Genomic DNA, 25096 nt, shown 5'->3' with positions numbered 1-25096 from the left:
GCTGCCTATCTTTTTTTACCACAAGTTGGCTCAATCCTTACTAGCTATGGGTTTTGGGTGGGTTGTCACCCCCCCAGGTACCGCCCATGTTTGGAATTAAGGACTGAATTGGGCGATCGCTCTGGTATGGCAAGTAGTTGGGCAGTATTGGGAGATATCGAGAAATGTCGCGGCAATTGGGATGAAGCTGAGAGATTGTATCGGCAATGTTTGGAAGTTAAGACAGAATTGGGCGATCGCTCTGGTATAGCAACTTCGATGGGTTGTTTGGGAGAAGTTGAATTAGGCAGAGGCAATTTAGATGGAGCAGAACAGTTGTTAACTGATGCTTTAAAAAGATTTCAACAATTAGGAGAAACTTATTTGATGGCTCAAGCTAGTTTTCGGATCGCTCAAGTTTGGCAAAAGCGTAACAACCTAGGACTTGCCCAACAAAATTACAACACAGCTCATCAAATTTTTCAACAATTGGCAGCCACTAAAGACTTAGAAAGAATCGAGAGAGAATGGCACAACCCGGATTTTCAAGTAATATCAAATCCGCCCTTTATCCGAATTATTCATCTTTCTCTTCTCTTCCTCTGCGTTCTCTGCGTTCTCTGCGTTCTCTGCGGTTAAATCATTCCAATGCAACCGGAATTGATATAACGGAGGACACGGCAATGCCGTTTCCCTACCCCAAAATAATCGTAGGGGCGATGCCCCCGTACCCGCCCTCTCCTGTACCCGATCGTATTTCTCCACAACCAATCAACCAAAATTCAACGGATCGACATCAATAGTTAAACTAACAGAACGCGGCGTGCGATCGCGCAATCCGATCAAATCCGACAAATCCACCGACTCATCCAAAGGCAACTTCAGCAAAATCTGCCACCGATACCGATTTGCAACCCGCATAATCGCGGCAGGTGCAGGCCCTAACAACTCACACCCCGGTACAGACAATCGCTCAATATACTCCTGACAAACAGACGCCAATTGTACCGCAGTCACCGCAACTTCCGCCGCATCTACACTGCTCAACCGCAACAAAATCAGCCGCCCCGAAGGTGGATAATTCAGGGCCGCTCTTTCTGCTAATTCTGTTTCCACAAAATCTGCATATTCGTGCCGCCTAACTGCTTGAATTACCCGGTGTTCGGGAGTGTAAGTTTGAATAATTACCCGCCCCGGATCGTCACCTCTGCCTGCACGTCCCGCGACTTGAGTTAATGTTTGAAAAGCTCGTTCGCTTGCCCGATAATCCGATAAGTTCAGCAACCCGTCAGCAGACACAACTCCCACCAATGTTACTCCAGCTAAATCTAGCCCTTTCGTCAGCATTTGCGTACCCAACAAAATGTCAGCTTCCCCATTAGCAAATTGCGTTAACAATCTGCGGTGATCCCCCTTATTTCTAGTCGTATCGCTGTCAAACCGAATTGCCCGCAATTCGGGAAATAATCTCGTTAATTCCTGTTCTACTCGCTGAGTGCCGCTACCAAAGTTTTTGAAGTAAGGAGAACTGCATTCCGGGCAGTTTTGGGGGTGTCTTTCCGTGTGGTTGCAGTAGTGACACCGCAACACTTCTGCGGTTGCTTCGCCTACGTGGTGATAAGAAAGCGAAACATCGCAATTCGGGCATTCCATCACATACCCGCAACTCCGACAAGAGACAAAGGTACTGTGTCCTCTTCTGTGAATAAATAGAATACCTTGCTGTTGTCTTCCTCGCAATTGTTCGAGGGCATTTTGCAGGGAAGCGCTGAAAATTGAGCGGTTTCCTTGCCGCAATTCTTGGCGCATATCAACTATTTCCACAGGCGGCATCGGGCGGGAATAAATGCGATCGGGCAATGATAAATAATGGATAGTTGGTAACGAGTAATAATCTCGGCGCGTCCCCACAAAAGTCTCTAAAGCTGGCGTTGCAGAACCTAAAATTAAGGGACAATTTTCTAATTCGGCGCGCCATTTGGCAACGGTGCGGGCGTGGTAGCAGGGGGCTGGTTGGTCTTGTTTGAAGCTGCTGTCGTGTTCTTCATCGAGGATAATTAAGCCGAGGTGAGGTAAAGGAGCAAAAATGGCCGATCGCGTGCCGATGACAATTTGCGGGGTTCCAGTCAGCATCTGACGCCATGTATCGTAACGTTCGCCGTCGGATAGGGCGCTGTGGTAGACGCAAATTTGCTCGCCAAAACGGGCGCGGAATCGATCGGTAAGTTGCGGTGTCAAACCGATTTCGGGAACGAGTACGAGGGCGGATTTGCCGCTGGCTAAGATTGGGGCGATCGCCTGCAAATACACTTCCGTTTTCCCGGAACCTGTAACGCCATGCAGCAGCACTTGACGAAATCCCGAAAAAGAGTTAATAAACGCTAAGGCTTGAGCTTGAAAATGAGTTAAAGTTTTTGGTACATCTGGCAATTGAGAAATTCCGCGATCGCCCCTGAGCACTTCCCTTTGATCGATAACAACGCTACCTTTTTGTTCCAAATTTTTGACAACAGAAGAACTCGCGCTGCAAATTCTCAACAAATCATTCAGCCACATTTCACCGCCGCCGCGCCGCAAAACTTCCAATACTTCTTGTTGCCGCTTGGTTAAATCTGTGACAAATGCACTAGCAATTAATGTCACTGCAGGTTTGAGTTGTGGTTTTGGAGGATTGGGAGGTTCTAAATAACTTTCTACCCAACCGCGTTTCAATAAATCTTTCAATCCCCGATAACTTCCCTTAACTTGGCGCTGGAGATATTGCCAAGTGTAATCGCCGTTTTTTTGAGCTTGCAGCAATTGCAAAATTTGACTTGCTGCGGGATTGAGGAATGTTTCGGCATTCGGAGAAATTGCGTTCTTAATTAAGCGAATTCGGCGCACGGAACGGCTTAACAAACCGGGCGGCAGGGAGGCTCTAATCACTTGAATTAAAGGTGTGCAATAATAGGTGGCAGTACGTTCGAGTAATTCCCAGTAAGTCGGTGGGAAAAATCCCGTACTGACAACATCTTCGACATCTTTAACCCGTGCCGGATCTAAGTCTGGCGGCAGTTGAGAAATGAACCGAATCGCGATCGCCCCTACCTGTTGACTGCCAAAGGGTACACTCAAAATATCCCCTGGTTGCACGGTAAGTTCCGCAGGTAAACGATAGGTAAATAACTTGTTTTCCTCCCCTGGGGAGTCCCCCGCAACCCTGAAAGGAGAGTCCACCAATACCTCGATCCACTCTGCCCGCACGGTGGGGCGCTGTGGCGGTTCGCTGCTGCCGTAGGATGCCCCGGCCTCTGCCGCTATAGGGGTTGACAAACCAAAAGTGACAGTAGACATAGGGTTGCACATCAAACTAGGAGGAGCCGCGGTCAAAGGGAGTTTTCATTATCCCTCAGTTTAGCTCGATCGATCGATCTTAGCTGCGGGAATTGGCGATCGGAATCTCGATCGCGAATTCAGTCCCTTCTCCAATTGCGGAGATGCACTCCAACCTCCCGCCGTGTTTGTCCACAACAATCTGATAGCTAATTGACAGTCCCAAACCCGTCCCGTGACCAACTGGTTTGGTGGTGAAAAACGGGTCGAAAATTTTCGCTTTTACAGATTCATTCATTCCCAGACCATTATCTTTGATGCTAATTCTTGCCCAATTTTGGGAAAGAATAGAAGTAGTAATGGTCATCTGTATAGGGTTGGCTTCTATCTCGTCCAGTGAAGACTTTTGCTCTCGCTCCCGCAGGGCATCAACAGCATTATTAATGATGTTCATGAATACCTGATTTAATTGCCCAGCATAACACTCTACCTTGGGCAAAGATCCATAATTTTTAATAATTTTTATAGCCGAATGACCTGGTTTTTCTTTAATTAAATGCTGCAAAATTAACAAGGTGCTGTCAATTCCTTCGTGAATGTTAACGGGTTTCTTTTCACCTTCATCTACCCGCGCAAAGTTGCGTAAAGTCAGCACTATTTCGCGGATGCGCTCGGAGCCAAGTTTCATTGACGAAAGAGTTTTCAACAAATCTTCGCGCAAAAAGTCGATGTCAATTTTTTCCAGAAAAGCTTCAATCTCTGCATCTATTTCGGGATAACGATCCTGGTACATTGCGAGCAATTTTAAAATGTCGCCTGCATAGTCATTGACATAGGTAATATTGCCGTAGATGAAGTTGACGGGATTGTTGATTTCGTGGGCGATACCAGCTACCAAAATTCCCAAAGCCGACATTTTTTCGGCTTCGATCAATTTGAGCTGCGTTGTTTGCTGATTTTCCAGAGCTTTTTCTAGTGTAGACATTCTTGCTTTTAAAATATTTTCGGAATCTCTAAATTCCTCTGTGAGCTTTTTTAGCAAAGATTCTTTTTTTTGATTAAGGGCTTGTAATTTGCTGCGTTCGGTTTCCGAATTTTCGAGTTTTTCCCGCAGTAGTCGATTTTCCTTTTCCAGCTCTTTGATTCTTTTTTCCCAGTCTCTTGGTTCCATCGGCTATTATTTTGAAACTCTAAATAGTGTCATAACAGTTTTATTAGAAAATTTAGTTGCACCCTTTACCTAGTTACAATTTTGGAACACATCGCCTCGCCAATTGTGTCCGAAAATTTTAACAGTTCCTTTATTTTGGTCGATCTAAAAATCTTATCTAAGATACCTTCAGAATGTCAACATATTAATAACAAATCTGGTTAAAACCGATCGCTACTTTTATTCATAACTCTCGCATTTGCAGGGTTTTCATCCGATTATTGGTAAATAAGCAGGGCGATCGCAAACTGATAAAGGCGGGTCCATCGCGAAAAATTGCCCGATTCAGACAACCTTTGTACAAAACCCGTCGGCAATGCAAAGCGAAAATATTAAATGTGAGTGCGATCGACCGGGGGCGACGGGAAAAGTGCGATCGACTGGGCGCGCGATCGCGCACAAGCAATCTCAAGTAACAAGCTCGTTGCTCTCTCCCAGAACGCAATCACACTATAGCATTGCTGAGAAATCTCACTTTAATGTGTCGATCGTACTCACACACCCGCACCATTTTGTGCTAATAACTACTACTTGTGACAACATCGACACAGCCGTTTATATTTGGAGAGTAATTGATGTCAGGTAGCGAAGTTCGTGCCGATTTTTGGATGAGCGAGTACATTACCCCTTGGGATATTTACGTTCACGGCGTCATCGCGGTGCTCGCTTACAAGAAAACAGCCTATCAAGAAATGTATGTCGTTCAGACCGGTACTTACGGCAAAGGCTTAGTTTTGGACGGTAAGTGGCAATCTTGTACAGGCGATGAGTTTCTGTACCACGAACCCCTGGTGCACCCAGCCATGATTTGTCACGGTTCACCCAAAAAAGTCCTCGTTCTTGGCGGCGGAGAAGGAGCTACAATTAGAGAAGTGCTGCGCTGGAAAACAGTTGAAAAAGTCGTGATGATCGACATTGACGGCGAAGTAGTAGAAGCTTGCCGCGAACACCTGCCCGAAATGCACCAAAATGCCTTTGATGACCCCCGCTGCGAAGTAGTAATCGGCGATGCTTTGGACTATTTAGATAAAACTGACAATGATTGGGATATTGTCATTTCTGACTTGTCCGATCCCATTGAAGAAGGCCCATCTTTCCAGTTGTTTACCAAGGAGTATTTTGAGAAAGTTCGCAGCGTAATGTCACCTAACGGATATTTCGTAGTGCAAGCGGGCCCCGTTTCTCCGGCAGAAATGAAAATGCACGCTCGCATTGTGAATACCCTGAAATCTGTTTTCTCCAATGTTCAATCCTGCACCAGCTTTATTTCTACTTACGGAGCTCCTTGGGGTTTTGCGATAGCTTCTAATCAAGAAATAAATACGCGGCCCGAACCCACAGTTACTGACAAATTACTCGCCGAGAAAACAACTGGCGGGTTGCGGATGTTCGACGGAATTACACTGTTGGGGTTGATGCAGCTTCCCGGTCACTTACGACAGGTAATCGCCGCTGAAACCGAAGTTTACACTATGGCCGCACCGCCTAAGTTTTTCGGGAAAGGTTCGGTTGGTCAGTGAAGTTAAATTGAAAGAGAAAACTCGTTTGGAGTAACTGAGATGGACAATTTAATTCGCATAGTCGCTGCAATTTTTCTTCCCCCTCTGGGCGTATTTTTGACTGTAGGCATCGGTACTGATTTTTGGATCAACCTGGTTCTCACGTTTTTGGGCTTTATTCCCGGCATCATTCACGCTGTTTGGGTGATTGCTAAGCACGATCGAGCTTAACTTGAGATCAAATCCAGTTTTGGGATAATAAACAGGCAAGAGAAAATAAGTTTTCTTTTGCCTGTTTCCACCAATTAATCTGTATTAAATCTGCGTTCATCCGCGTTTATCTGCCGACATCTGCGGTTAAAAATAAAAAAATCTAATTCTTATCAGAATTTGATTGCACCTCAATTTCTTCACAAACCAATTCAGCAATTTTTTTCGCCGCCCCCGATTCTCCTCGAACCGCACGTAAACGATCGCCCATTTGTGCTAATTTATTAGGATGGCTCAAATAGTCGATCGCCAATTGAGCAACAGCATCGGGTTCCAGCTTCCCAATTAACTCCGGCACAATCTCCTCCTGTGCCCAAATATTCGGCCAAGCATAAAGCTTTCCCTTTCCCAATTGCCAGATTAGCCAATTAATCACCGTCGCAAAAACTGAACCGACTAACGGCAAATTTGCCAGCAATCCCGGCAATCCGTCCCAAGCTTTCATCGCATCCAATTGCTGCGTCGGAATCAAAACAATCATCGGTACGGCTAACGAACCCAATTCGGCAGTATTCGCTCCCACAGTAGTTAAACACAGGCTGCATTCTGATAGCAAATCGTAAGCGGGCGTCTGCGTCCAAAGTTCTACTTGTAAGTTATTTGCTGTCTGCAAAAACGCCCGTTCTGTTAAATGAAGTTCGGCGCTGGCGTTTTCAAATAAATGCAGGCAAGGATTTTGTTTGGGGTCGGCAAAACCTGCTAAAGTTTGCACATCTATGGTAGGAGCAACGGGAATTACAAAGCGAGTTTCAGGGCGGAGGCGGTGGATGGATTGGGCGATCGACAAACATAACGGTACACCTAAAGCTAATTTGGCCGCTTTAGAACCGGGCAACAATCCAATTAATTCTATTGTCCGTAGGGGCGGTGTCCCCGTGCCCGCCCTGCCGGATTTCCCGTTCCCTACTTCGGCGATCAAATCTCCGACAACTGTAAATTTCTTAGCATATTTTTGGGGAATTTTAGCAAAAACTTCCGGTTTCATCGCCGCAAATTTATCAATCCAGCGATACCACCGTGCGTCCCATTCAGCATAAATAACAGTGCGATATTTGAGCCTTTTGCCAATAACAACCGTAAAAAATTGATCGCCGCCTAAAAATAAAACAACTCCTGTTTCGTGCCAATCCCAATTTTCAGCAGTTTTGCCAGATAATAGGAATGGAAAAAAATGCTCCGGTGCTTGCACTCTGTCCACTTCTGGGTAGGAACAGGCTATTTCTGCTTCTTTCCCGGTGGCGTGCGGACAGGGGGACAGCACCACAGAGATTCGCGCTTGAGTGCCCGCGTTTCCCAATTGTTCGCGCAAAGCTTGCACGGCGGGACGCACCCAAGTTGCCAATTCTCCGGGGCCGTTGGAGAGGATTAAAATATCGACTGTCATAGGATTTAATATTTGAGAGGATACAAGGGAGAATTTATGACAGATTTAATTGATGCCGTCAAGACGGGTGATGTTGCGGCTGTAGAAAGTGCGATCGAACAGCGTGCAGATATCAATGCCAAAGATGAGGAAGGTGCCACGGCTTTGACGGCTGCGGCTGAGGCTGGCAATTCGGCGATCGTCAACAAATTGCTGGCGGCTGGTGCGGATGTCAACAGTCACGATAATGACGGGTGGACGCCGTTAATGAGTGCCGCTGCTGCCGGACATACGGAGATTGTACAGCTTTTGCTGGAGGCGGGGGCGGATGTGAATGCTAAAACTAATTTTGGTTTGACGGCTTTGATGAGTGCAGCAGGTAGCGGGCGCACTCAAGTTGTGGAATTTTTAATTGATAAAGGAGCTGATATCAAAGCTAAGGATAATAATACTTGGACTGCGTTAATTTGGGCGTCTTCGGAGGGCCACAAAGATGCGGTTGAGCTTTTGAAGCTAGGGCGCGATCGGGCTTAATTGTCGGGCTAAATTTTTGAGAAACCCGGTTGCTTGGTTCGATCGGGTTTCTCATTAATATTAATAGCTTTCTAGCCTAGCAAGAAAGGATTGATATTCCCAAAATCAGCGTTAGGAAATGTCAGTTGTCTCAAATTTAAGTCCGCACCTCCCTCAAGAATTGCAATTCTATCTCCTCGTAGTGAGATGACTAAATCTGCACCCACTGGAGATATTTGATAGTAATCCAGTTTTCCTGCTAGCTGAAGAGTATCTCCCCGATCGGGGTTGAAGTCACGAATGCGAGCCTCCCCCGGACCATAATACAATACATCACTTATGTCAGTGTAGCTACCAGCGCTCGGTCGCGAAAGAATGTTATGAGCCAAAATAAAAGTATCAGCACCTTCGCTGCCAATCAAGGTATCAAATTCGTTGCTGCCGGAGCTCAAATAACGGCCCTCAAAGTCAACTCCAATAACTGTCGATTTTCCCTTGCCAAAAGCAGTCACAACATCATTCCCAGAAGTCCCGACAAAAGTTGCAGAGCGATTTGTTTCAAATTGCCCAACTTTTGTATACTGATCGAGACCTGAAGCAAAACTTCCTGCTTGAACAGCCGCATCAACATCGGGATTGTTTGCTAAATATCCAACTTCCCAAAAGTTATCCAATACAGCCACTCGATCGAAAATCAAGAAATTAGGTTCCTCATTTCCTAGAAATGGCATATATCCAACACCCTCGACTACAGCAACGACTGGGACAATCCTAGAGCTTGGTGGTTGCTCAATCTGAAAATTTCCAGAAGCGTTAAACTGATAATTGTACTCGCCTCGCGTTCTCGCTAGGCGGATCTTATCGGCTTGCGGGTCAAAGTTTTTAATCGTAGCTGCGCCACTGGCGACGATATACGACCTGTAGAATAGATTCCCCTTCACACCGAGAACGAAAGTATCACTACCTTGACCGCCAATGAGCGTATCGCGATCGTTAGGAAAGGGTCTGTTTTCATAAACTCTATTTCCCGCTGCATCTAAAGATACTTCAACGCCAGTGATTTCAACTTTTCCTACACCAAATCCCGTTACAATGTCAGTGTCTTTAGTCCCGACAAATGTAGCCGATCGCGCTGGCTCAAATTGTCCAAATTTTCGGTAGTGTTCCCCACCTGTTTTGAAAACTCCCGCCTTGACTGCTGCTGCTACATCGGGGTTTTTCAGCAAGTATTCGGGTTCAAAAAAGGTGTTCGCATAAAGACCTTCTTGAACTCCGAATTTGATAAAGTGTTCCAAGCCCGATTTGAAAGTGCCGTTCTGTACAAACGGCACAAGTACGGGGTATCGTTTTAAATAAAATGCTTCGTCATAGTCAGGCGATACTTGGGTTCGGCCTTCATCATAACCAAACTGGATAAAGTGGTCTAAACCAGAGGCAAAAGGCGCATTTGGATTGTTTGGGGTGCGAACCAAGCGAGCAATATCTGGATTTTGAGATAGATAGTTTTCTTCGTCAAAGTACCGCGATACTTTGCTCAGACCGCCGGCTTGACCGAACTTTTCAAAGTGTTCTCTGCCGGATTTTATAATTCCTGCATCAATAGCTGGTTTCACCCAAGGATATTGCGAAAGGTAGTATGTTTCGTCAAAAATGTCATAGTTAGTCATAAGTTTTTCTCCAAGCTTAGTCTGCTTACTTGTCGGTTAAACTTGATCCACTATAACTAACTCTACTAACTCAGTATGTCAAGTTAATTATTGTTAAGCCTGTTTTATTATTTTTAAGGCAAACACAAAAGTACGATCGCCCTTTTTGCGAATGTGCGATCGCACTCCCCAGCAGCAATCAGGCAAATCCCCAATAGCTTCGAGATTTCTAGCTAAGTAAAGGTAGATTAGCTCTAGATTCTGGTAATAAATTCAACTTGAGATTTCCGCCGCCTTCAATAACAGCGATCGTGTCAAAGCTACTAATTCCCGAAGTTCCATCTGGAAAGTAAACGAACAAGCCGTTCGTTTGGATAGCTAAATCTCGATTGTTGTTGATGGGAAATATCAAGAATTTATCTAAAGAAGGTTGGATATCGCTTGTTGCTAGCTGAATGGTATCCTGACCTTGGGTAAAGTTCCGAATTGTAGCAAAACCAGGCCCGATATATAACTTTGTTGGGGAACTGTATCCCTTACCACCACTGCCTACTAAAACGTCTCCGAGCATGAATCGATCGCGGCCGCTACCGCCAGTGAGAGTATCGAATTCATTACTGCCCTCACTTTCATAATTTCGGCCGGGGATGGAAAAGCCATCACTGTTTGCAACATAACCTACTTCAACTCCAATTAATTCGGTATTTCCCACCCCAGCACCGGTAATGATGTCATTTCCAGAAGTTCCGATAAAAGTCGCAGAGCGGTTGGGATCGGAAGTTCCGAAATTGAAGTAGTGTTCGCGACCTGTTTTCAAGGCTCCAGAGTTAACAAACGGCACAATATCGGGGTTTTTCAGTAAGTATTCCGTTTCAAAAAATGAAGTCCCAAACTGACCGTCTTTGATGCCGAATTCAATGAAATGCTGGTAGCCGTTTTTAAAAGTTCCATTCTGAATAAACGGCTGCAACTGTAGGTTATTTGCGAGATAAAACGCTTCGTCATACTCAGGCGATACGCGAGTGCGACCTTCTTCGTAACCGTATTGGATAAAGTGGTCTAGGCCAGTCGCAAAAGGTGCATTTGGGTTGTTGGGGGTGCGGACTAAGGCAGCGATATCTGGGTTGCCAGCGAGGTAAGTAGCTTCGTCAAAATACCGCGATACTTTAGTTAAGCCGCCGGCTTGACCGAATTTTTCAAAGTGTTCTAATCCCGATTTGATGACTCCTGCATCAATGGCTGGTTTGACCCAAGGATATTGAGCAAGATAGTATTTTTCGTCAAAAATTGCGTAACTAGCCATGTTTTTCGACTGCGGCTTTAATGAGCTGTTTATGCAATTTATCAATCATCAAGAACTGACACAATACCCGATAGGGTGATTTTTCCCAAGTTCAGTAGGGTGCGTTATTAACGCACCTACCATGTTAATTGAGAAAGAGATAACCGAGGTTCCGGTTATTTAAGGAATAAGTAGAAAGTGTCGTTCCCGTTTTGCTGAATTGTAGACACGACTAAATCTCCTCCCCCCTCAATCCTACCAATTGTCTCAGATCCTGGGCTTAGGATTAACAACTCGTTACCACCACCACTTGTTCTGTAGGTAGCGGGTGAGCCTGCCAACTGGATCTTGTCATTGTCTTTATCAAAGTTCCGAATTGTAACTATACCGGGGATACCCGCATAGAGGCTACGGGATGTGGGAGTACCGGAGGTAGCAGGAACTCCGAGTACGAATGTATCTTTCCCAGGGCCGCCGATCAGGACATCAGATTCATCACTTCCAAAGCTTTCATACTGCCGATTGCCTTGGGGATCGATACCTACTTCAACTCCAATCAGTTCGGTATTCCCCACACCAACGCCTGTGAGGATGTCATTTCCGGAAGTTCCGACAAAAGTAGCGGATCGGTTTGGCTCGTTTTTTCCGAAATTGAAGTAGTGTTCCCGACCGGTTTTCAAGGCTCCAGAGTTGACCAACGGCACAATGTCGGGGTTGTTCCTTAAGTATTCCGGTTCAAAAAATGAAGTCCCAAAACGACCGTCTTTGATTCCGAATTGAATGAAATGCTGGTAGCCTGATTTGAAAGTTCCGTTCTGAACGAAAGATCGCAGTTCTGAGTTGTTTGCTAAATAAAAAGTTTCGTCATACTCAAGCGAGACGCGAGTGCGACCCTCTTCGTAACCGTATTGGATAAAGTGGTCTAGCCCTGTAGCAAAAGGGGCGTTTGGGTTGTTGGAGGTGCGGACTAAAGCAGCGATATCTGGGTTGCCAGCGAGGTAAGTAGCTTCGTCAAAATAGCGCGATACTTTGGTTAAGCCCCCTGCTTCACCGAATTTTTGAAAGTGTTCTAGTCCCGATTTGATAACTCCTGCATCAATGGCTGGTTTGACCCAAGGATATTGAGCAAGGTAGTATTTTTCGTCAAAAATTGCGTAACTAGCCATGTTTTTATCTGGCGGTATTAATGAGCTTTTTACGCACTTTATCACTTATCTGGAACTGACACAATATTCGATCGGCTGATTTTTGCCAACAGTCAAATCTCACTTAATCTCTATGCTTTCTAGCCCAGGAAAGTGAGACCGACTGGAGGAATAAATGGATTTATCATCTCAATCGGTTGCAGAGTTAGATTTGATCCGCCCTGAATTCTGGCAAGTGTATCTCCCGATTTTTGAATTAATAAGTCCGCCCCTGATGGAAATATATTCAGTTCATTAAAGCTTTCCACCAACTGAATAAAATCTTTTCCTTTTTCAAAATTGACAATCCTGGCCTCCCCACTGCCCGTATAGAAATCTACCCGGCTGATCAAACTACGTCGGTTGTTGGGAACAGCATCTCCGAGCACGAAGTAATCAATGCCAGAAGTGCCAATCAATGTATCGAATTCAGTGGTAGTCAGAAAAGGCTCTCTCGTGATGTCATCCAATTTCAAAGCGTCATACTTATTCTTATTAATGCCAAAAGGTGGATTAGGGCCGGCGAAAGCTACTTGCAGTCCGATAATTTGATTTTTTCCCGCTGTAAATCCCGTGACGATATCATTACCGTTGGTTCCTGTAAAAAATCCGTATCGATTTGACTCAAATTGCCCAAATTTTAGATAGTGTTCTCGACCAGTTTTTAAACTTCCAGCCTCCAAAACTGCCGCCACATCTGGGTTATCTCCCAAGTAACGTGGTTCAAAGAAACTTGTCCCGTACCTACCTTCTGTTTTTCCGAATTGGATAAAGTGTTGAAAGCCGGATTTAAAAATTCCGTTCTGCACGAAGGGAGTTATTTCGGGGTGGCGCTTTAAATAAAAAACTTCGTCGTAGTCAGGCGATACTCGCGTGCGGCCTTCTTCGTAACCAAACTGGATAAAGTGGTCTAAACCTGAAGCAAAGGGTCGGTTTTGGTTGTTGGCTGTGCGAACAAAGGGTGCAATATCTTGATTTTGAGCTAGATATGTATCTTCGTCAAAATATCGCGATATTTTTGTGAGGCCGGCGGCTTGACCAAATTTTTCAAAGTGTTCTCTTCCTGATTTGATGATTCCTATATCAATGGCTGGTTTCAGCCACGGATATTGCGAAAGGTAGTATTGTTCGTCAAAAATTGCGTAACTAGCCATGTTTTCCTCCTGTGGCTTTAATGAGGTATTTATGCAATTTCTCAATAATCGCGAACTGAGACAATTATTTGATTGGGTGATTTTACCAATCAAATCTCACTTAATCTCTATGCTTTCTAGCCGAGTAAAGTGAGACATACTGGATCGATAAATGGAGTTTTTGTCCCAATTGTTGGCAGATTTATAGTTGCTTTGCCCTGAGTTGTGTAAATTGTATTTACCGATTGTTTAATTAATAATTCTCCCCATGATGAACTAAGGCAAACCATCTATAGCTGCGATATTTCTACCCAAGAAAAGATCTAATAATACTAGATCCTGGTAATAGATTCAAATTGAGATTGCCACTACCTTCAACAACAGCGATTGTGTCAAAGCGACTGGCTGTGAAAACTCCATTTTCAACTGCGGGAAAGCCATTGGTTTGGATAGCTAAGTCTCGATTATTGTTGATTGGAAACACCAATAATTGATCTAAGGGAATCCCTATCTGGATGATATCCTGGCCTTGAGTAAAGTTCCGAATTGTAGCAAAACCTGCGCCAATGTAGAACTGTCTGGATGAAAGGGTTCCTCCCCTGAAGCCAACAATGTCACCAAGCACGAATTTATCGGGGCCGCTACCGCCAGTGAGAGTATCGAATTCATTGCTGCCGTCACTTTCATATCGTCGGAGACCGTTAGGGGCTTCTACGTCAACTCCAATTAATTCCACATTCCCCGCCCCGGAACCGGTGAGGATGTCATTGCCAGAAGTTCCCACAAAAGTCGCAGAGCGGCTTGGCTCAAATTGTCCAAACTTGAAGTAGTGTTCCCGACCAGTTTTCAAGGTTCCAGATTCGACAAACTGCCCAATGTCGGGGTTGTTCCCTAAGTATCCCTGTTCCAAGAAAGAAGTAGGCAACCGACCGTCTTTGGCACCGAATTGAATGAAATGCTGGTAGCCATTTTTAAAGGTTCCATTCTGAATAAACGGCTGCAAATCTTGGTTAGTTCCTACATAAAAACCTTCGTCATACTCAGGCGATACGCGAGTGCGACCCTCTTCGTAACCGTATTGGATAAAGTGGTCTAGTCCGGTCGCAAAAGGCGCGTTTGGATTGTTGGGAGTGCGGACAAATGGTTTAAGGTCTGGATTTCCCTCAAGGTAAGTATCTTCGTCAAAATACCGGGATATTTTCGTGAGGCCGGCGGCTTGACCAAATTTTTCAAAGTGTTCTCTTCCAGATTTGATGATGCCTGCATCAATGGCTGGTTTCAGCCACGGATATTGCGAAAGGTAGTATTGTTCGTCGAAGATATCGTAATTCATAGTTGGCTGTTTAAAGTAAAGTGCGATCGTACTTTTTTATAGAACCATCGCCCACCGCCAATAAAAAATCATTAATCATCAGCATTAGCTAATGACTAATGACTAATGACTAATGACCAATCAGCAATGACCAATGACCAATGACTATCCAATCAAGAAAGTACCATTACCGTTAGATTCTTGGAAAGTTAAACCCAAGCTTGCTCCTCCTTCAATCACGCCGAGCACATCTCCAAAACGCTGGATTGACAAATTGCTGCCAATGGGAATCAGATTGTAGCCGTTTAAAGAAGTTCCTTGCAGTTGGATAAAATCGCTTTCTATGTCGAAGTTGCGAATCGTAGCTTGACCGTTACCTAAATACAGCGGTGTCGGGGTGACATTCCCGGCTGTAGCAGGAACTCCGAGTACGAATGTATTGGTTCCCGGAGCACCAATCAAGACATCGAATTCATTGGTGCCAAAGCTTTCATACTGGCGGTTGCCTTGGGGATCTATACCTACTTCCACTCCCACAAGTTCGACATCGCCCACGCCAACACCAGTTAAAACATCGTTGGTACGGGTGCCGACAAAAGTCGCGTCGCGGGCCGGCTCAAATTGCCCGAAATTGAAAAAGTGTTCGCGGCCTGTTTTCAAGTTTCCAGAGTTGACAAACGGCACGATGTCGGGGTTTTCTTTTAAGTATTCCGGTTCAAAAAATGAAGTTCCGAAACGACCTTCTTTTGCCCCGAATTGAACGAAATGCTGGTACCCTGATTTGAAAGTTCCGTTCTGAATGAACGGTTGGAGTTCAGAGTTGTTTGCTAAATAAAAGGTTTCGTTGTATTCGGGTGATACTTGGGTGCGGCGCTGTCCTTCATCGTAACCGAACTGGATAAAGTGATCGAGGCCGGTCGCAAAAGGCGCGTTTGGGTTGACTGTGCGGACGAAAGGTGCGAGATCTGGATTCCCAGCAAGGTAAGCATTTTCGTCAAAATAACGCGATACATTAGTTAGACCGCCTTCTCGCCCGAATTTTTCAAAGTGTTCTCTTCCAGATGAAATGACTCTTGCGTCAATAGCTGGTTTGATCCAAGGATATGAGGCGAGGTAGAATTGTTCGTCGAAAATTGCGTAGTTAGCCATGTTTTTTCCTTCAAGTTTGGATGAGTTTGAGATTCTATAGCAATTAGTTTTCCTTGAACTCGATCGCCGATCAGGAATTTACACAAAACAGACGTTACGAAATGGTTTTAAATTCCTGGTAAAATGTCAATCTTGATGACGCAGCAATTATCGCAAGGCTACATTCTGCTTTCAGAAATTATGCCTTTTTCCCCTCAGTTAATTGCTCGATCGTCAGTTTGATCAATTCTACAAAACTTGGAACTTTTTTCAGGATTTTTTTCTCAATTGTTGGGTAATTTTTAATTATTTTTATCCAACTCATTAATCCTATACATATAACAACTAATATGTCAAGTAAATTTTTGTAAATAAAAACTGGAGTATTTGCTCAAGGAATTTATAAAAAAATGTAACGAAAATCTGACCTAAATTTGTCGAATTGTGTCATGTGCAGGCTCAAATCGCCTAATGGCAAGCGTTTTCTGGTAAAAATGCTTATGGGATAAAAAAATTCCCGATTCCCGAAAACAGCATCTTAAAGGAGCCTAACCGGATGTTCACTCACGTCAAGCCCACCATTCGCCACGTTGTGCCGGAAAACTTGCAGGGGCGATCGCTCATGAAGGTGGTCTATGTCGTACTGGAACCGCAGTATCAAAGCGCCCTGTCCGCAGCGGTTCGATCGATAAACCAGAAAAATCCGAATTTGGCAATAGAAATCAGCGGCTACCTAATCGAGGAACTCCGCAGCCCGGAAAATTACGAGGCCTTCAAGCGGGATGTGGCGGATGCCAATGTATTTATTGCTTCTCTAATTTTCATCGAAGATTTAGCCGAAAAAGTGGTAGCGGCGGTGGAACCGCTGCGCGACAGCTTGGATGTCGCCGTCGTCTTCCCATCGATGCCTGGGGTCATGCGACTCAATAAAATGGGCAGTTTCTCGATGGCACAGTTGGGACAAAGCAAAAGTGCGATCGGCGAATTCATGAAAAAACGGAAGGAAAAATCCGGGAGTTCCTTCCAAGACGGAATGCTGAAACTGCTGCAAACTTTGCCGAAAGTGCTGAAATATTTGCCCATTGACAAAGCCCAAGATGCCCGCAACTTCATGCTGAGTTTCCAGTATTGGCTGGGCGGTTCCCAAGAAAACTTGGAAAACTTCTTGCTGATGCTGTCACATAAATATGTCTTCAAAGGCCAGGAACAGCTAACTTTTCAAGAGCCCGTTGTCTACCCGGATATGGGAATTTGGCATCCTTTGGCACCGTCGATGTTTGAGGATGTAAAAGGATATCTCACCTGGTACAACGCCCGCAAAGATATTTCCGCAGACCTCAAAGACCCCCTGGCACCTTGCATCGGCTTGGTGTTGCAGCGGACTCACTTAGTCACCGGAGATGACGCGCACTACGTAGCAATGGTGCAGGAATTGGAGGCAATGGGGGCGCGGGTGGTGCCGATTTTTGCCGGCGGTTTGGACTTCTCGAAACCAGTCGAAACTTTTTTCTTGGAAGTTGGAACCAAAGGTGTCGCGCCGCTGCCGATAGTTGATGCGGTGGTTTCTCTGACTGGTTTTGCGCTGGTGGGCGGCCCGGCGAAACAAGATCACCCGAAGGCGATCGAGACTTTGAAAAAATTAAATTGCCCTTACATGGTGGCTTTGCCGCTGGTTTTCCAAACGACGGAAGAGTGGGAAAATAGCGATTTAGGCTTGCACCCGATTCAAGTTGCTTTGCAAATTGCCATTCCTGAGTTGGACGGCGCGATCGAACCGATTATTTTGTCGGGAAGAGATGGCGCAACTGGCAAGGCGATCGCCCTGCAAGATAGAATCGAAGCAATTTCCCAGCGCGCCATGAAATGGGCAATGCTGCGCCGCAAACCAAAATTAGATAAAAAAGTTGCGATCACAGTTTTCAGTTTCCCGCCGGACAAAGGCAACGTCGGAACAGCCGCTTATTTGGACGTTTTCGGCTCGATTTACCAAGTATTGAAAGCCTTAAAAGGCAACGGTTACGACTTGCCAGAATTGCCGGATTCCGCCGAAAAACTGATGCAAGAAGTCATCCACGACGCAACAGCCCAATACCAAAGTCCCGAATTAAATGTTGCTTACCGGATGTCCGTAGCTGAATACGAAGAATTCACTCCTTACTCGGAACGCTTGCAAGAAAATTGGGGCCCGCCTCCGGGACATTTGAACAGCGACGGACAAAATTTGCTGATTTTCGGCAAACATTTTGGCAATGTGTTTATCGGAGTGCAACCTACTTTTGGATATGAAGGCGATCCGATGCGGTTGTTATTCTCTCGTTCCGCCAGCCCGCACCACGGTTTTGCTGCTTACTATACATATTTGGAGCGCATTTGGGGTGCGGATGCGGTGCTGCACTTTGGCACTCACGGTTCCCTAGAATTCATGCCCGGTAAGCAGATGGGAATGTCTGGGGATTGTTATCCCGACAGTTTGATCGGCAAAATTCCCAATATCTATTATTACGCCGCCAACAATCCCAGCGAGGCAACAATTGCCAAGCGCCGCAGTTATGCTGAAACAATCAGCTATCTGACTCCTCCGGCTGAAAATGCTGGTTTGTACAAAGGTTTGCAGGAACTCAGCGAGTTAATTGCTTCTTATCAAACTTTGAAAGAGACTGGGCGCGGTGTGCCGATTGTTGATGCGATCGTCGAAAAATGCCGTTTGGTGAATTTGGACAAAGATATCGCCCTACCTCCCGAACAAGAAAGAGGGGTTGCTGCGGGAATGACTTCGGAGGAACGCGACAATTTAGTTGGCTTAGTTTACCGCAAGTTGATGGAGATTGAGTCGCGGTTGTTACCTTGCGGTTTGCACGTTATCGGTAAGCCACCGACTGCGGAAGAGGCGATCGCAACTTTGGTAAATATCGCCAATTTAGACCGCGAAGAAGACGGGCTGATCAGCTTGCCGCGGATTATTGCTAACAGTCTCGGACGCGATATCGGCGAAATTTACACCAACAGCGACAAAGGCATTTTAGCTGATGTCGAATTGCTGCAAAACATCACCTTGGCCTGTCGGGATGCCGTTGGCGCTTTGGTGAAGGAACAAACCGACGCTGAGGGCAGAGTTTCCCTTGTTTCTAAGTTGAATTTCTTCAACATGGGCAAGAAAACACCTTGGATTGAAGCCTTGCACGCCGCTGGTTACAAAAAAATCGATCCTGAACCGATTAAACCGCTGTTTGAGTATCTGGAATTCTGCTTGCAGCAAGTTTGTGCCGATAACGAATTGGGCGCTTTGTTGCGCGCGTTAGAAGGCGAGTATGTTCTGCCTGGCCCCGGTGGCGATCCGATTCGCAACCCGGATGTTTTGCCGACTGGTAAGAATATGCACGCTTTGGACCCGCAGTCAATCCCTACAACGGGGGCGGTGAAGTCTGCTAAGCTTGTAGTCGATCGGCTGTTAGAAAGACAGCGCGTTGATAACGGCGGAAATTACCCAGAAACGATCGCCGTTGTGTTGTGGGGAACCGACAACATCAAAACTTACGGCGAATCCCTCGCCCAAGTAATGTGGATGGTGGGAGTGAAGCCAGTTCCCGATGCTTTGGGCCGGGTAAACAAACTCGAATTGCTTTCTTTAGAAGAGTTGGGACGCCCTCGGATCGACGTAGTAATTAACTGTTCGGGCGTATTCCGCGACTTGTTCATCAACCAAATGAATTTGTTAGATAAAGCCGTGAAAATGGCAGCGGAAGCCGACGAACCGTTAGAGATGAACTTCGTCCGCAAACACGCCTTGAAGCAAGCGGAAGAAATGGGAATTAACCTGCGGCAAGCAGCAACCCGCGTATTTTCCAATGCCTCTGGTTCCTATTCATCTAACGTCAACTTGGCGGTGGAAAACAGCACTTGGGAAAGCGAAGCCGAGTTGCAGGAAATGTACTTAACTCGCAAATCCTTCGCCTTTTCTTCCGACAATCCCGGAACAATGGAACAAGACCGGAAGATTTTTGAATCATCCTTGAAAACTGCGGAAGTGACTTTCCAAAACTTGGATTCTGCCGAGATTTCCCTAACCGACGTGTCGCACTATTTCGACTCCGATCCGACTAAATTGATCGGCAGTTTGCGCGCAGATGGGAAGCAACCGACATCCTTTGTTGCTGATACAACCACAGCCAACGCGCAGGTGCGGACGCTATCAGAAACCGTGCGTTTAGATTCGCGGACTAAGCTGCTGAATCCGAAGTGGTACGAGGGGATGTTGTCGCACGGTTATGAAGGTGTGCGGGAGATTTCTAAGCGTCTGGTGAATACGACTGGATGGAGTGCGACGGCGGGCGCTGTGGATAATTGGGTGTATGAGGATGTCAACACTACGTTTATCCAAGATGAGGAGATGCAGAAGCGTTTGCTTAACTTGAATCCTCATTCGTTCCGCAAGATTGTCAGCACTTTGCTTGAGGTGAATGGCCGGGGTTATTGGGAGACTTCGGAGAACAATTTGGATCGCTTGCGTGAGTTGTATCAGGAGGTGGAAGACCGGATTGAGGGGGTCGAGTAAGGTTCCCAAATTAGTCTAGAATTGTGTAGGGGTAGCGGATACCCCTGCACTGTTTTGAAAAGGTCAAGTTTATGTAAATAAATTTAATAGAATTGGTATAGCTTAAGAGTAGGGATTACCGTACTCCTACCACCTTCATCAGTAGGGAAAACTTTACACAAACTCTCGGTAAAAATCTCTAGTTAGTGTGTTATCATATATTTATATATAAAATTTTTAGTAAACAATCAATATATTAAAGTAAATTAATGACTCAAATAAACAAACTCCTAGGCAAGCTGATGCTTGGTGCATCTGATGCTAATTTTTCCTTTAGCGATTTATGTCAAATACTCCAGATTTTAGGATTTGAGGTAACCATTAAGGGGAGTCACCATATTTTCACGAAGGAGGGAGTCGCAGAAATTATCAACCTCCAACCCCAGAAAGCAGATAAATCAAAAGCTAAAGCTTATCAAGTAAAGCAAGTTCGGGCAGTAATTCTGAAATATAAATTGGTTAACCAAGATGACAATGAAGTATGAAGTAATCATTTACTGGAGTGAGGAAGACCAGGTATTTATTGCGGAAGTACCTGAATTACCGGGATGTGCTGCTGATGGTGAAACTTATCAGGAGTCATTGGAGAATCTAGAAATTATTATGCAGGAGTGGATAGAAACGGCTAACGCACTGGGTCGTCCTATTCCACAACCGAAAGGTCGCTTGATGTTTGCGTAGTTCAAATAGAATCACAGGCGCTCGCCCTTTTTTTTCCAAGTCCGCGCGACCAAAGCTATCTTCGCGTAGGGGTTCCAGAAGGGTAGGGAATCGCGCATCTTTCTTAAGCCTCAAACGGGTTAATCAGTGTGAGTTCAGCAATCCAGAGAAAATCCCCTATATTTCTTGTTACTAAAGTTCTGTCATATACCAAAGCTGTTGCCGCAATAATAGCATCCCCAAGTGTCATTTCCCTTATCTCTCGCAACAGCACTGCGCGATCGAGTACAGCGTTAGAAATTGGTACAACCTCCACCACACCAAAGAATTCCTCAAAGTACAATCTATACTCTTCAGTTAGCCGATGATAACCCAAGACTTCAAGGTAACTTATTGCCGATACAACTATGTCATTTTCGCCAATAAAATGCCTAATCTGCGAGTTTTCTGGCTGGGAAGCGTAGATAATAATATTACTGTCTAGCAGCATTCATTATTCACCCCTACCTGGAAGTGGACGGTCTTGACGCAAATCTCGCTGCCATTCCACGGGATCGCTAATCTCAGCAAAGACATTATTAGCTGCAATTTTTTCCAATATTTCAACTATTCTCTTACGGCGAAACTCAGCGCTTAAAGTCGATCGCTCTTCTTGTAAAATAACATAAACTCTGACAGGGCGATCGCCCTCTGTTGGAACCTCATTAGCCCATTCTAAAACGTTTCCCTTTAATATAGCCTCAAATATTCGCTGCATAGCTAATATCAACTATTCTTTATTTTTACTATTAAAACAATTTTGAACATCAAAGCTAAGAACGACTGAATAAAACTTTAGACTTTCATCAGTATTTTCGTTTAAGTTGCTCAACAGAAGTCACCTTACCTGCTGCTACATCTTTTTTGGCTTTATTAAATACTTCAATAAAACCGGGAATTTTTAATCATCCCACCGTAGCTTCATTGCTTTCATGTTCTGCTAATAAATAAGCTAAGAAATCATCCACAACGAGCAGCCGTTCAGGAGATAAGCGATCTATGGATTGCTTAAGCTTCTGGCGAAGTTCTTGAGTTTTCATAGTTCATAGCGATTGAAAATTATTAGATCGGGCTGTTTGATTATACCAGATAGTCTGAAATTTGGCTCCAGCGGCCCTAATTTTCCCTGCATTGCGATCGCCCCGATATTGCCTGCATTGCGATCGCCCTGAACTTCCTCTGCATGGAAATTTAGTTTTGAGGAATGTTGCCAGTACCTTGAATATTATCACCTACGCTTCAAGCTCAGCACGCTGAGAAAAAAGCTCGACAAAACCATCTGCAAACCAACAGTCAGGCAAGTGAGCGAGGGAATAACCAAACGCAGAGTTTTAGAAGGGTCGAGAGAACCGAAAGCCGTTTCGCTCCAGATAGTTAATGACAAGAACGAGCCAACTATTCCGATTAATATGAGCGTGACTCCGACAATCAATCCTGTCTCTAGAGTGACATAGCGAAATATTTTGTTGAGTTTGGGGTCTTCGGGCAGGAATTTCTCGCTGATGGCAAAAATCTTGGTGAAAAAAGCGAAAGTGACTGCTTGAAAACCGATGATAATTGCGATCGCACCATACAGCAGCGTGTGTACATCAAAGCTGATACCCCCGATTTTTTGAGTACCGGGCAACAGCCAAATGCTAACAATTAGACCCCAAATCATCAGCGCAGTACCCGGATACAAAAACAGCCAGCGAGGACTGTAAAGCAGCAAAAATCGGAGGTGCCGCCAGCCATCTCGCCAAGTTCGCAAGTGCGGTGGGCGCGATCGGCCGTCGGGAGAAAGTACGGTTGGGATTTCAGTTATCCGCAGCTTGTATACAGAGGCCTTGACCACCATTTCGCTAGCAAATTCCATCCCCGTGGTTTGCAAGTCGAGTTTCAAAATAGAGTCTCTCCTAAAACCCCTGAGTCCGCAGTGAAAATCGCCGACGGGACTGGCAAAAAATAGCCGCCCAACCCATGTCAGCACCGGATTTCCTAAATATTTGTGCAGCGGCGGCATTGCACCCGGTTTGATGCCCCCTTGAAAGCGGTTTCCCATTACTAAGTCGAAACCTTCTCGCAATTTGTTGACAAAAGCACCTAGGTTGGAAAAATTGTAGCTATCGTCAGCATCGCCCATGATAATATAAACTCCGCGCGCTGCGATGATGCCTCCCATGAGGGCGCTGCCGTAGCCTTTGGCTGCTACGGGCACGACTCTCGCTCCCATTCTGGTAGCGATAGCTTGAGAACCGTCAGTGCTGCCGTTGTCTGCTATGATGACCTCGCCGGCAATATCAAGTTCGCGCAGGGACTTCTGCGCCTTATCGATGCAGATTTCTAAAGTTTCTGCTTCGTTCAGGCAAGGCATGAGTATCGATAGTTCTAGAGTGTATTCTCCGCTTGGATTGGTCGGTTCTGCCATATATTTGTTCCACTCTTGATCGCGATCGACCATACTTGATTTTCCCGTACCTCTGCTTAAAATATTAGTGGTGAATAAAACCTAACCAAACTTAATTAAAGTTTTTCAGGTTTTTGGGAACGGCAATTTTTGATTGTACTATAGGTTAGTAAATTTATGAATAGAAGCGTTTTTATGTTATTGCTTGCTGCAATATTGTGCGGCGTAGCAGGTCAATTTAGTCTCAAGGCAGGAGCTAAAATATTAGGGCCTATTGGCGCTGCTAATTTAATAGAAAAAATTATAGCAATGGCTACTCAGCCGTTGATAGTAGGTGGTCTTTCTTTGTATGCAATTTCTTCGATCGGCTTTATTGTAGTTTTGTCGCGGGCCAACCTTAGCATAGTCTCGCCTTTACTGTCAATTAGTTACCTATTTACTGTTTTAGGTGGCAAACTGATATTTCACGAGCCTTTGCCGCCGCTGCGGTTAGTAGGCGTGGCGCTAATTATGACGGGAGTAATTTTTGTACTCAGAGGTCAAGCAGGGGGAGTGACTGGAGGCAACTAGCGACTTTTAAGATTGACGCTGGAGTGCTGAATTGATAACTTAGGTCAAAGGGTGTATTTGAGCCTTCTGTTATGAAATGATGCTGCTGTATGTCTAATATTTCTGAGCCTGTGAATCCGAATCAATTATTGAGCGATCGCACCGCAGTTCTTGCTACCATGCACCAAAAAGAACGGGTGATGGCTCCCGTTTTGGAACGAGAATTGGGTGTAAATATCCTAGTACCTGCGGAGCTTAACACTGACACTTTCGGCACCTTCACCAGAGAAGTTAAACGCTTAGGAACACAAATAGAAGCGGCTCGCCATAAAGCACAAAAAGCCCTAGAAATTGCGGGCGAAACTCTTGCCTTTGCCAGCGAAGGTACTTTCGGCCCTCACCCAATGATGCCGTATCTGCCAGCTAACAGAGAAATCGTAATTTTATTAGATCGAGCCAACAATCTAGAACTAATCGGCGACTCTTTCTCGGTTGAAACTAACTACAGTCACGAGTTAGTTTCCAGTATAGAAGAAGCAGATGATTTTGCTAAAAAAGCTGGATTTCCAGAACACGCACTGGTGGTTATAGTTGGCGACGCTGCACTCGGTAACGGCGAAATTGTCAAGGGCATTAGGACAGAAAAACAACTTTTTGACGCTGTGACAGCAGGCTTAAAAAAATCGTCAACCGGCCGAGTTCACATCGAAACAGATATGCGGGCGATGTACAATCCAACTCGGATGAAAAACATCGAAAATGCAACTCTCGATTTAGTTAAAAAATTTAAGCAATTCTGCCCGGAGTGCGGTTGGCCGGGATTCGATATTGCTGAGACGAAAATCGGATTGCCTTGCGGACTGTGCTATTTTCCGACTCAGCTAGCGCGATCGGCAATCTATAAATGCAAAAAGTGCGGTTATACTAAAGAAAAACTATTTCCCGACGGTCGAGAGACTGCCGATCCTTCCCTTTGTCAATATTGCAACCCTTAGAAAAATAATTAATTGCACAAAAATAGTAAAATTTGTCACAATATT

Annotated in this window: 23 protein-coding genes; 10 read left to right on the top strand and 13 right to left on the bottom strand. The window is 45.2% G+C overall.

The window, feature by feature from the left end; translation table 11 throughout:
- Positions 1-90 precede the first annotated feature (90 nt).
- On the top strand, positions 91-618 hold the full coding sequence (locus tag QUA77_RS20990) for a tetratricopeptide repeat protein (RefSeq protein WP_333452265.1): 528 nt from the start codon (positions 91-93) through the stop codon (positions 616-618).
- 132 nt (positions 619-750) lie between these two features.
- On the opposite strand, the gene priA is transcribed toward QUA77_RS20990, so the two are convergent.
- Positions 751-3312 carry a primosomal protein N' gene (gene priA, locus QUA77_RS20985; RefSeq protein ID WP_333452263.1) on the bottom strand — a complete coding sequence of 854 codons (2562 nt, stop codon included), beginning with the start codon at positions 3310-3312 and terminating at the stop codon, positions 751-753.
- A gap of 79 nt (positions 3313-3391) precedes the next feature.
- Positions 3392-4462 (bottom strand): ATP-binding protein, encoded by a 1071-nt coding sequence (locus QUA77_RS20980; protein ID WP_333452261.1) that lies wholly within the window; start codon positions 4460-4462, stop codon positions 3392-3394.
- Positions 4463-4817: 355 nt separating this feature from the next.
- On the opposite strand from QUA77_RS20980, the gene QUA77_RS20975 reads away from it, so the two are divergent.
- Genes QUA77_RS20975 through QUA77_RS20965 form a run of 3 tightly spaced genes read left to right on the top strand, consistent with a single transcriptional unit; the run spans position 4818 to position 6231 of the window.
- Positions 4818-5087 carry a hypothetical protein gene (locus tag QUA77_RS20975; protein WP_333041501.1) on the top strand — a complete coding sequence of 90 codons (270 nt, stop codon included), beginning with the start codon at positions 4818-4820 and terminating at the stop codon, positions 5085-5087.
- A complete protein-coding gene (locus tag QUA77_RS20970; RefSeq protein ID WP_333325201.1) occupies positions 5077-6021 on the top strand; it encodes a fused MFS/spermidine synthase in 945 nt (314 codons plus the stop codon). The genes QUA77_RS20975 and QUA77_RS20970 overlap by 11 nt, the downstream gene beginning before the upstream one ends.
- A gap of 39 nt (positions 6022-6060) precedes the next feature.
- Complete coding sequence (locus QUA77_RS20965; protein WP_333041499.1) at positions 6061-6231, top strand: YqaE/Pmp3 family membrane protein; 171 nt, start codon at positions 6061-6063, stop codon at positions 6229-6231.
- Positions 6232-6373: 142 nt separating this feature from the next.
- Here the strand turns inward: QUA77_RS20965 and QUA77_RS20960 are convergent, their stop codons facing one another.
- Entirely contained in the window at positions 6374-7654 is a 1281-nt protein-coding gene (locus QUA77_RS20960) for a lipid-A-disaccharide synthase (protein ID WP_333452259.1), read from the bottom strand.
- 36 nt (positions 7655-7690) lie between these two features.
- On the opposite strand from QUA77_RS20960, the gene QUA77_RS20955 reads away from it, so the two are divergent.
- Positions 7691-8167 carry an ankyrin repeat domain-containing protein gene (locus tag QUA77_RS20955; RefSeq protein ID WP_333452258.1) on the top strand — a complete coding sequence of 159 codons (477 nt, stop codon included), beginning with the start codon at positions 7691-7693 and terminating at the stop codon, positions 8165-8167.
- A 71-nt stretch (positions 8168-8238) separates the two neighbouring features.
- Here QUA77_RS20955 and QUA77_RS20950 read toward each other — a convergent pair whose 3' ends face one another.
- From QUA77_RS20950 to QUA77_RS20925, 6 genes are all read right to left on the bottom strand, one after another.
- Positions 8239-9813 (bottom strand): hypothetical protein, encoded by a 1575-nt coding sequence (locus QUA77_RS20950; RefSeq protein WP_333452256.1) that lies wholly within the window; start codon positions 9811-9813, stop codon positions 8239-8241.
- 208 nt (positions 9814-10021) lie between these two features.
- Complete coding sequence (locus QUA77_RS20945) at positions 10022-11095, bottom strand: calcium-binding protein (RefSeq protein WP_333452253.1); 1074 nt, start codon at positions 11093-11095, stop codon at positions 10022-10024.
- Between the two features lie 155 nt (positions 11096-11250).
- Positions 11251-12240, bottom strand: coding sequence for a calcium-binding protein (locus tag QUA77_RS20940; RefSeq protein ID WP_333452251.1), 990 nt, complete (start codon positions 12238-12240; stop codon positions 11251-11253).
- A gap of 119 nt (positions 12241-12359) precedes the next feature.
- Complete coding sequence (locus tag QUA77_RS20935; protein ID WP_333452249.1) at positions 12360-13412, bottom strand: calcium-binding protein; 1053 nt, start codon at positions 13410-13412, stop codon at positions 12360-12362.
- 286 nt (positions 13413-13698) lie between these two features.
- Positions 13699-14724: a calcium-binding protein gene (locus QUA77_RS20930; protein WP_333452247.1), complete on the bottom strand. Its 1026-nt coding sequence runs from the start codon at positions 14722-14724 to the stop codon at positions 13699-13701.
- A gap of 144 nt (positions 14725-14868) precedes the next feature.
- Positions 14869-15852 carry a calcium-binding protein gene (locus QUA77_RS20925; RefSeq protein WP_333063218.1) on the bottom strand — a complete coding sequence of 328 codons (984 nt, stop codon included), beginning with the start codon at positions 15850-15852 and terminating at the stop codon, positions 14869-14871.
- 535 nt (positions 15853-16387) lie between these two features.
- Between QUA77_RS20925 and QUA77_RS20920 the strand changes: the two genes are divergently transcribed.
- The 3 genes from QUA77_RS20920 (at position 16388) to QUA77_RS20910 (ending at position 21103) form a co-directional block, all read left to right on the top strand.
- The gene (locus QUA77_RS20920; RefSeq protein ID WP_333452245.1) at positions 16388-20383 is read left to right on the top strand and encodes a magnesium chelatase subunit H; all 3996 of its coding nucleotides are present in this window, start codon (positions 16388-16390) and stop codon (positions 20381-20383) included.
- Between the two features lie 248 nt (positions 20384-20631).
- Positions 20632-20907 (top strand): type II toxin-antitoxin system HicA family toxin, encoded by a 276-nt coding sequence (locus QUA77_RS20915; protein WP_333041489.1) that lies wholly within the window; start codon positions 20632-20634, stop codon positions 20905-20907.
- Positions 20891-21103, top strand: a complete 213-nt coding sequence (locus QUA77_RS20910; protein ID WP_333041488.1) for a type II toxin-antitoxin system HicB family antitoxin — start codon at positions 20891-20893, stop codon at positions 21101-21103. The genes QUA77_RS20915 and QUA77_RS20910 overlap by 17 nt, the downstream gene beginning before the upstream one ends.
- A 103-nt stretch (positions 21104-21206) precedes the next feature.
- On the opposite strand, the gene QUA77_RS20905 is transcribed toward QUA77_RS20910, so the two are convergent.
- From QUA77_RS20905 to QUA77_RS20890, 4 genes are all read right to left on the bottom strand, one after another.
- The gene (locus QUA77_RS20905) at positions 21207-21572 is read right to left on the bottom strand and encodes a type II toxin-antitoxin system VapC family toxin (RefSeq protein WP_333063222.1); all 366 of its coding nucleotides are present in this window, start codon (positions 21570-21572) and stop codon (positions 21207-21209) included.
- A 3-nt stretch (positions 21573-21575) separates the two neighbouring features.
- Positions 21576-21839, bottom strand: coding sequence for a hypothetical protein (locus QUA77_RS20900; protein ID WP_333452242.1), 264 nt, complete (start codon positions 21837-21839; stop codon positions 21576-21578).
- Between the two features lie 187 nt (positions 21840-22026).
- Positions 22027-22161, bottom strand: coding sequence for a hypothetical protein (locus tag QUA77_RS20895; RefSeq protein ID WP_333041485.1), 135 nt, complete (start codon positions 22159-22161; stop codon positions 22027-22029).
- Between the two features lie 188 nt (positions 22162-22349).
- Complete coding sequence (locus QUA77_RS20890; RefSeq protein WP_333452240.1) at positions 22350-23561, bottom strand: glycosyltransferase family 2 protein; 1212 nt, start codon at positions 23559-23561, stop codon at positions 22350-22352.
- 123 nt (positions 23562-23684) lie between these two features.
- Between QUA77_RS20890 and QUA77_RS20885 the strand changes: the two genes are divergently transcribed.
- Entirely contained in the window at positions 23685-24077 is a 393-nt protein-coding gene (locus tag QUA77_RS20885) for a transporter (protein WP_333041483.1), read from the top strand.
- Positions 24078-24166: 89 nt separating this feature from the next.
- The gene (locus QUA77_RS20880; RefSeq protein WP_333452239.1) at positions 24167-25051 is read left to right on the top strand and encodes a DUF6671 family protein; all 885 of its coding nucleotides are present in this window, start codon (positions 24167-24169) and stop codon (positions 25049-25051) included.
- The last annotated feature ends 45 nt before the right edge of the window (positions 25052-25096 follow it).

Origin of the sequence: Microcoleus sp. K5-D4 (genome assembly GCF_036704575.1) — a bacterium.
Classification (GTDB): domain Bacteria; phylum Cyanobacteriota; class Cyanobacteriia; order Cyanobacteriales; family Microcoleaceae; genus Microcoleus.
Note: the sequence above shows the minus strand (reverse complement) of the source record. Positions and strands in the feature narration are given on the sequence as shown.

Coding starts and splice junctions, on each gene's coding strand:
- QUA77_RS20885 (WP_333041483.1), top strand. CDS start 23,685: ATGAATAGAAGCGTTTTTATGTTATTGCTTGCTGCAATATTGTGCGGC.
- QUA77_RS20930 (WP_333452247.1), bottom strand. CDS start 14,724: ATGAATTACGATATCTTCGACGAACAATACTACCTTTCGCAATATCCG.
- QUA77_RS20925 (WP_333063218.1), bottom strand. CDS start 15,852: ATGGCTAACTACGCAATTTTCGACGAACAATTCTACCTCGCCTCATAT.
- QUA77_RS20900 (WP_333452242.1), bottom strand. CDS start 21,839: ATGCAGCGAATATTTGAGGCTATATTAAAGGGAAACGTTTTAGAATGG.
- QUA77_RS20880 (WP_333452239.1), top strand. CDS start 24,167: ATGTCTAATATTTCTGAGCCTGTGAATCCGAATCAATTATTGAGCGAT.
- QUA77_RS20965 (WP_333041499.1), top strand. CDS start 6,061: ATGGACAATTTAATTCGCATAGTCGCTGCAATTTTTCTTCCCCCTCTG.
- QUA77_RS20975 (WP_333041501.1), top strand. CDS start 4,818: ATGCAAAGCGAAAATATTAAATGTGAGTGCGATCGACCGGGGGCGACG.
- QUA77_RS20890 (WP_333452240.1), bottom strand. CDS start 23,561: ATGGTCGATCGCGATCAAGAGTGGAACAAATATATGGCAGAACCGACC.
- QUA77_RS20940 (WP_333452251.1), bottom strand. CDS start 12,240: ATGGCTAGTTACGCAATTTTTGACGAAAAATACTACCTTGCTCAATAT.
- QUA77_RS20960 (WP_333452259.1), bottom strand. CDS start 7,654: ATGACAGTCGATATTTTAATCCTCTCCAACGGCCCCGGAGAATTGGCA.
- QUA77_RS20955 (WP_333452258.1), top strand. CDS start 7,691: ATGACAGATTTAATTGATGCCGTCAAGACGGGTGATGTTGCGGCTGTA.
- priA (WP_333452263.1), bottom strand. CDS start 3,312: ATGTCTACTGTCACTTTTGGTTTGTCAACCCCTATAGCGGCAGAGGCC.
- QUA77_RS20945 (WP_333452253.1), bottom strand. CDS start 11,095: ATGGCTAGTTACGCAATTTTTGACGAAAAATACTATCTTGCTCAATAT.
- QUA77_RS20895 (WP_333041485.1), bottom strand. CDS start 22,161: ATGAAAACTCAAGAACTTCGCCAGAAGCTTAAGCAATCCATAGATCGC.
- QUA77_RS20920 (WP_333452245.1), top strand. CDS start 16,388: ATGTTCACTCACGTCAAGCCCACCATTCGCCACGTTGTGCCGGAAAAC.
- QUA77_RS20935 (WP_333452249.1), bottom strand. CDS start 13,412: ATGGCTAGTTACGCAATTTTTGACGAACAATACTACCTTTCGCAATAT.
- QUA77_RS20970 (WP_333325201.1), top strand. CDS start 5,077: ATGTCAGGTAGCGAAGTTCGTGCCGATTTTTGGATGAGCGAGTACATT.
- QUA77_RS20950 (WP_333452256.1), bottom strand. CDS start 9,813: ATGACTAACTATGACATTTTTGACGAAACATACTACCTTTCGCAATAT.
- QUA77_RS20915 (WP_333041489.1), top strand. CDS start 20,632: ATGACTCAAATAAACAAACTCCTAGGCAAGCTGATGCTTGGTGCATCT.
- QUA77_RS20910 (WP_333041488.1), top strand. CDS start 20,891: ATGACAATGAAGTATGAAGTAATCATTTACTGGAGTGAGGAAGACCAG.
- QUA77_RS20905 (WP_333063222.1), bottom strand. CDS start 21,572: ATGCTGCTAGACAGTAATATTATTATCTACGCTTCCCAGCCAGAAAAC.
- QUA77_RS20980 (WP_333452261.1), bottom strand. CDS start 4,462: ATGGAACCAAGAGACTGGGAAAAAAGAATCAAAGAGCTGGAAAAGGAA.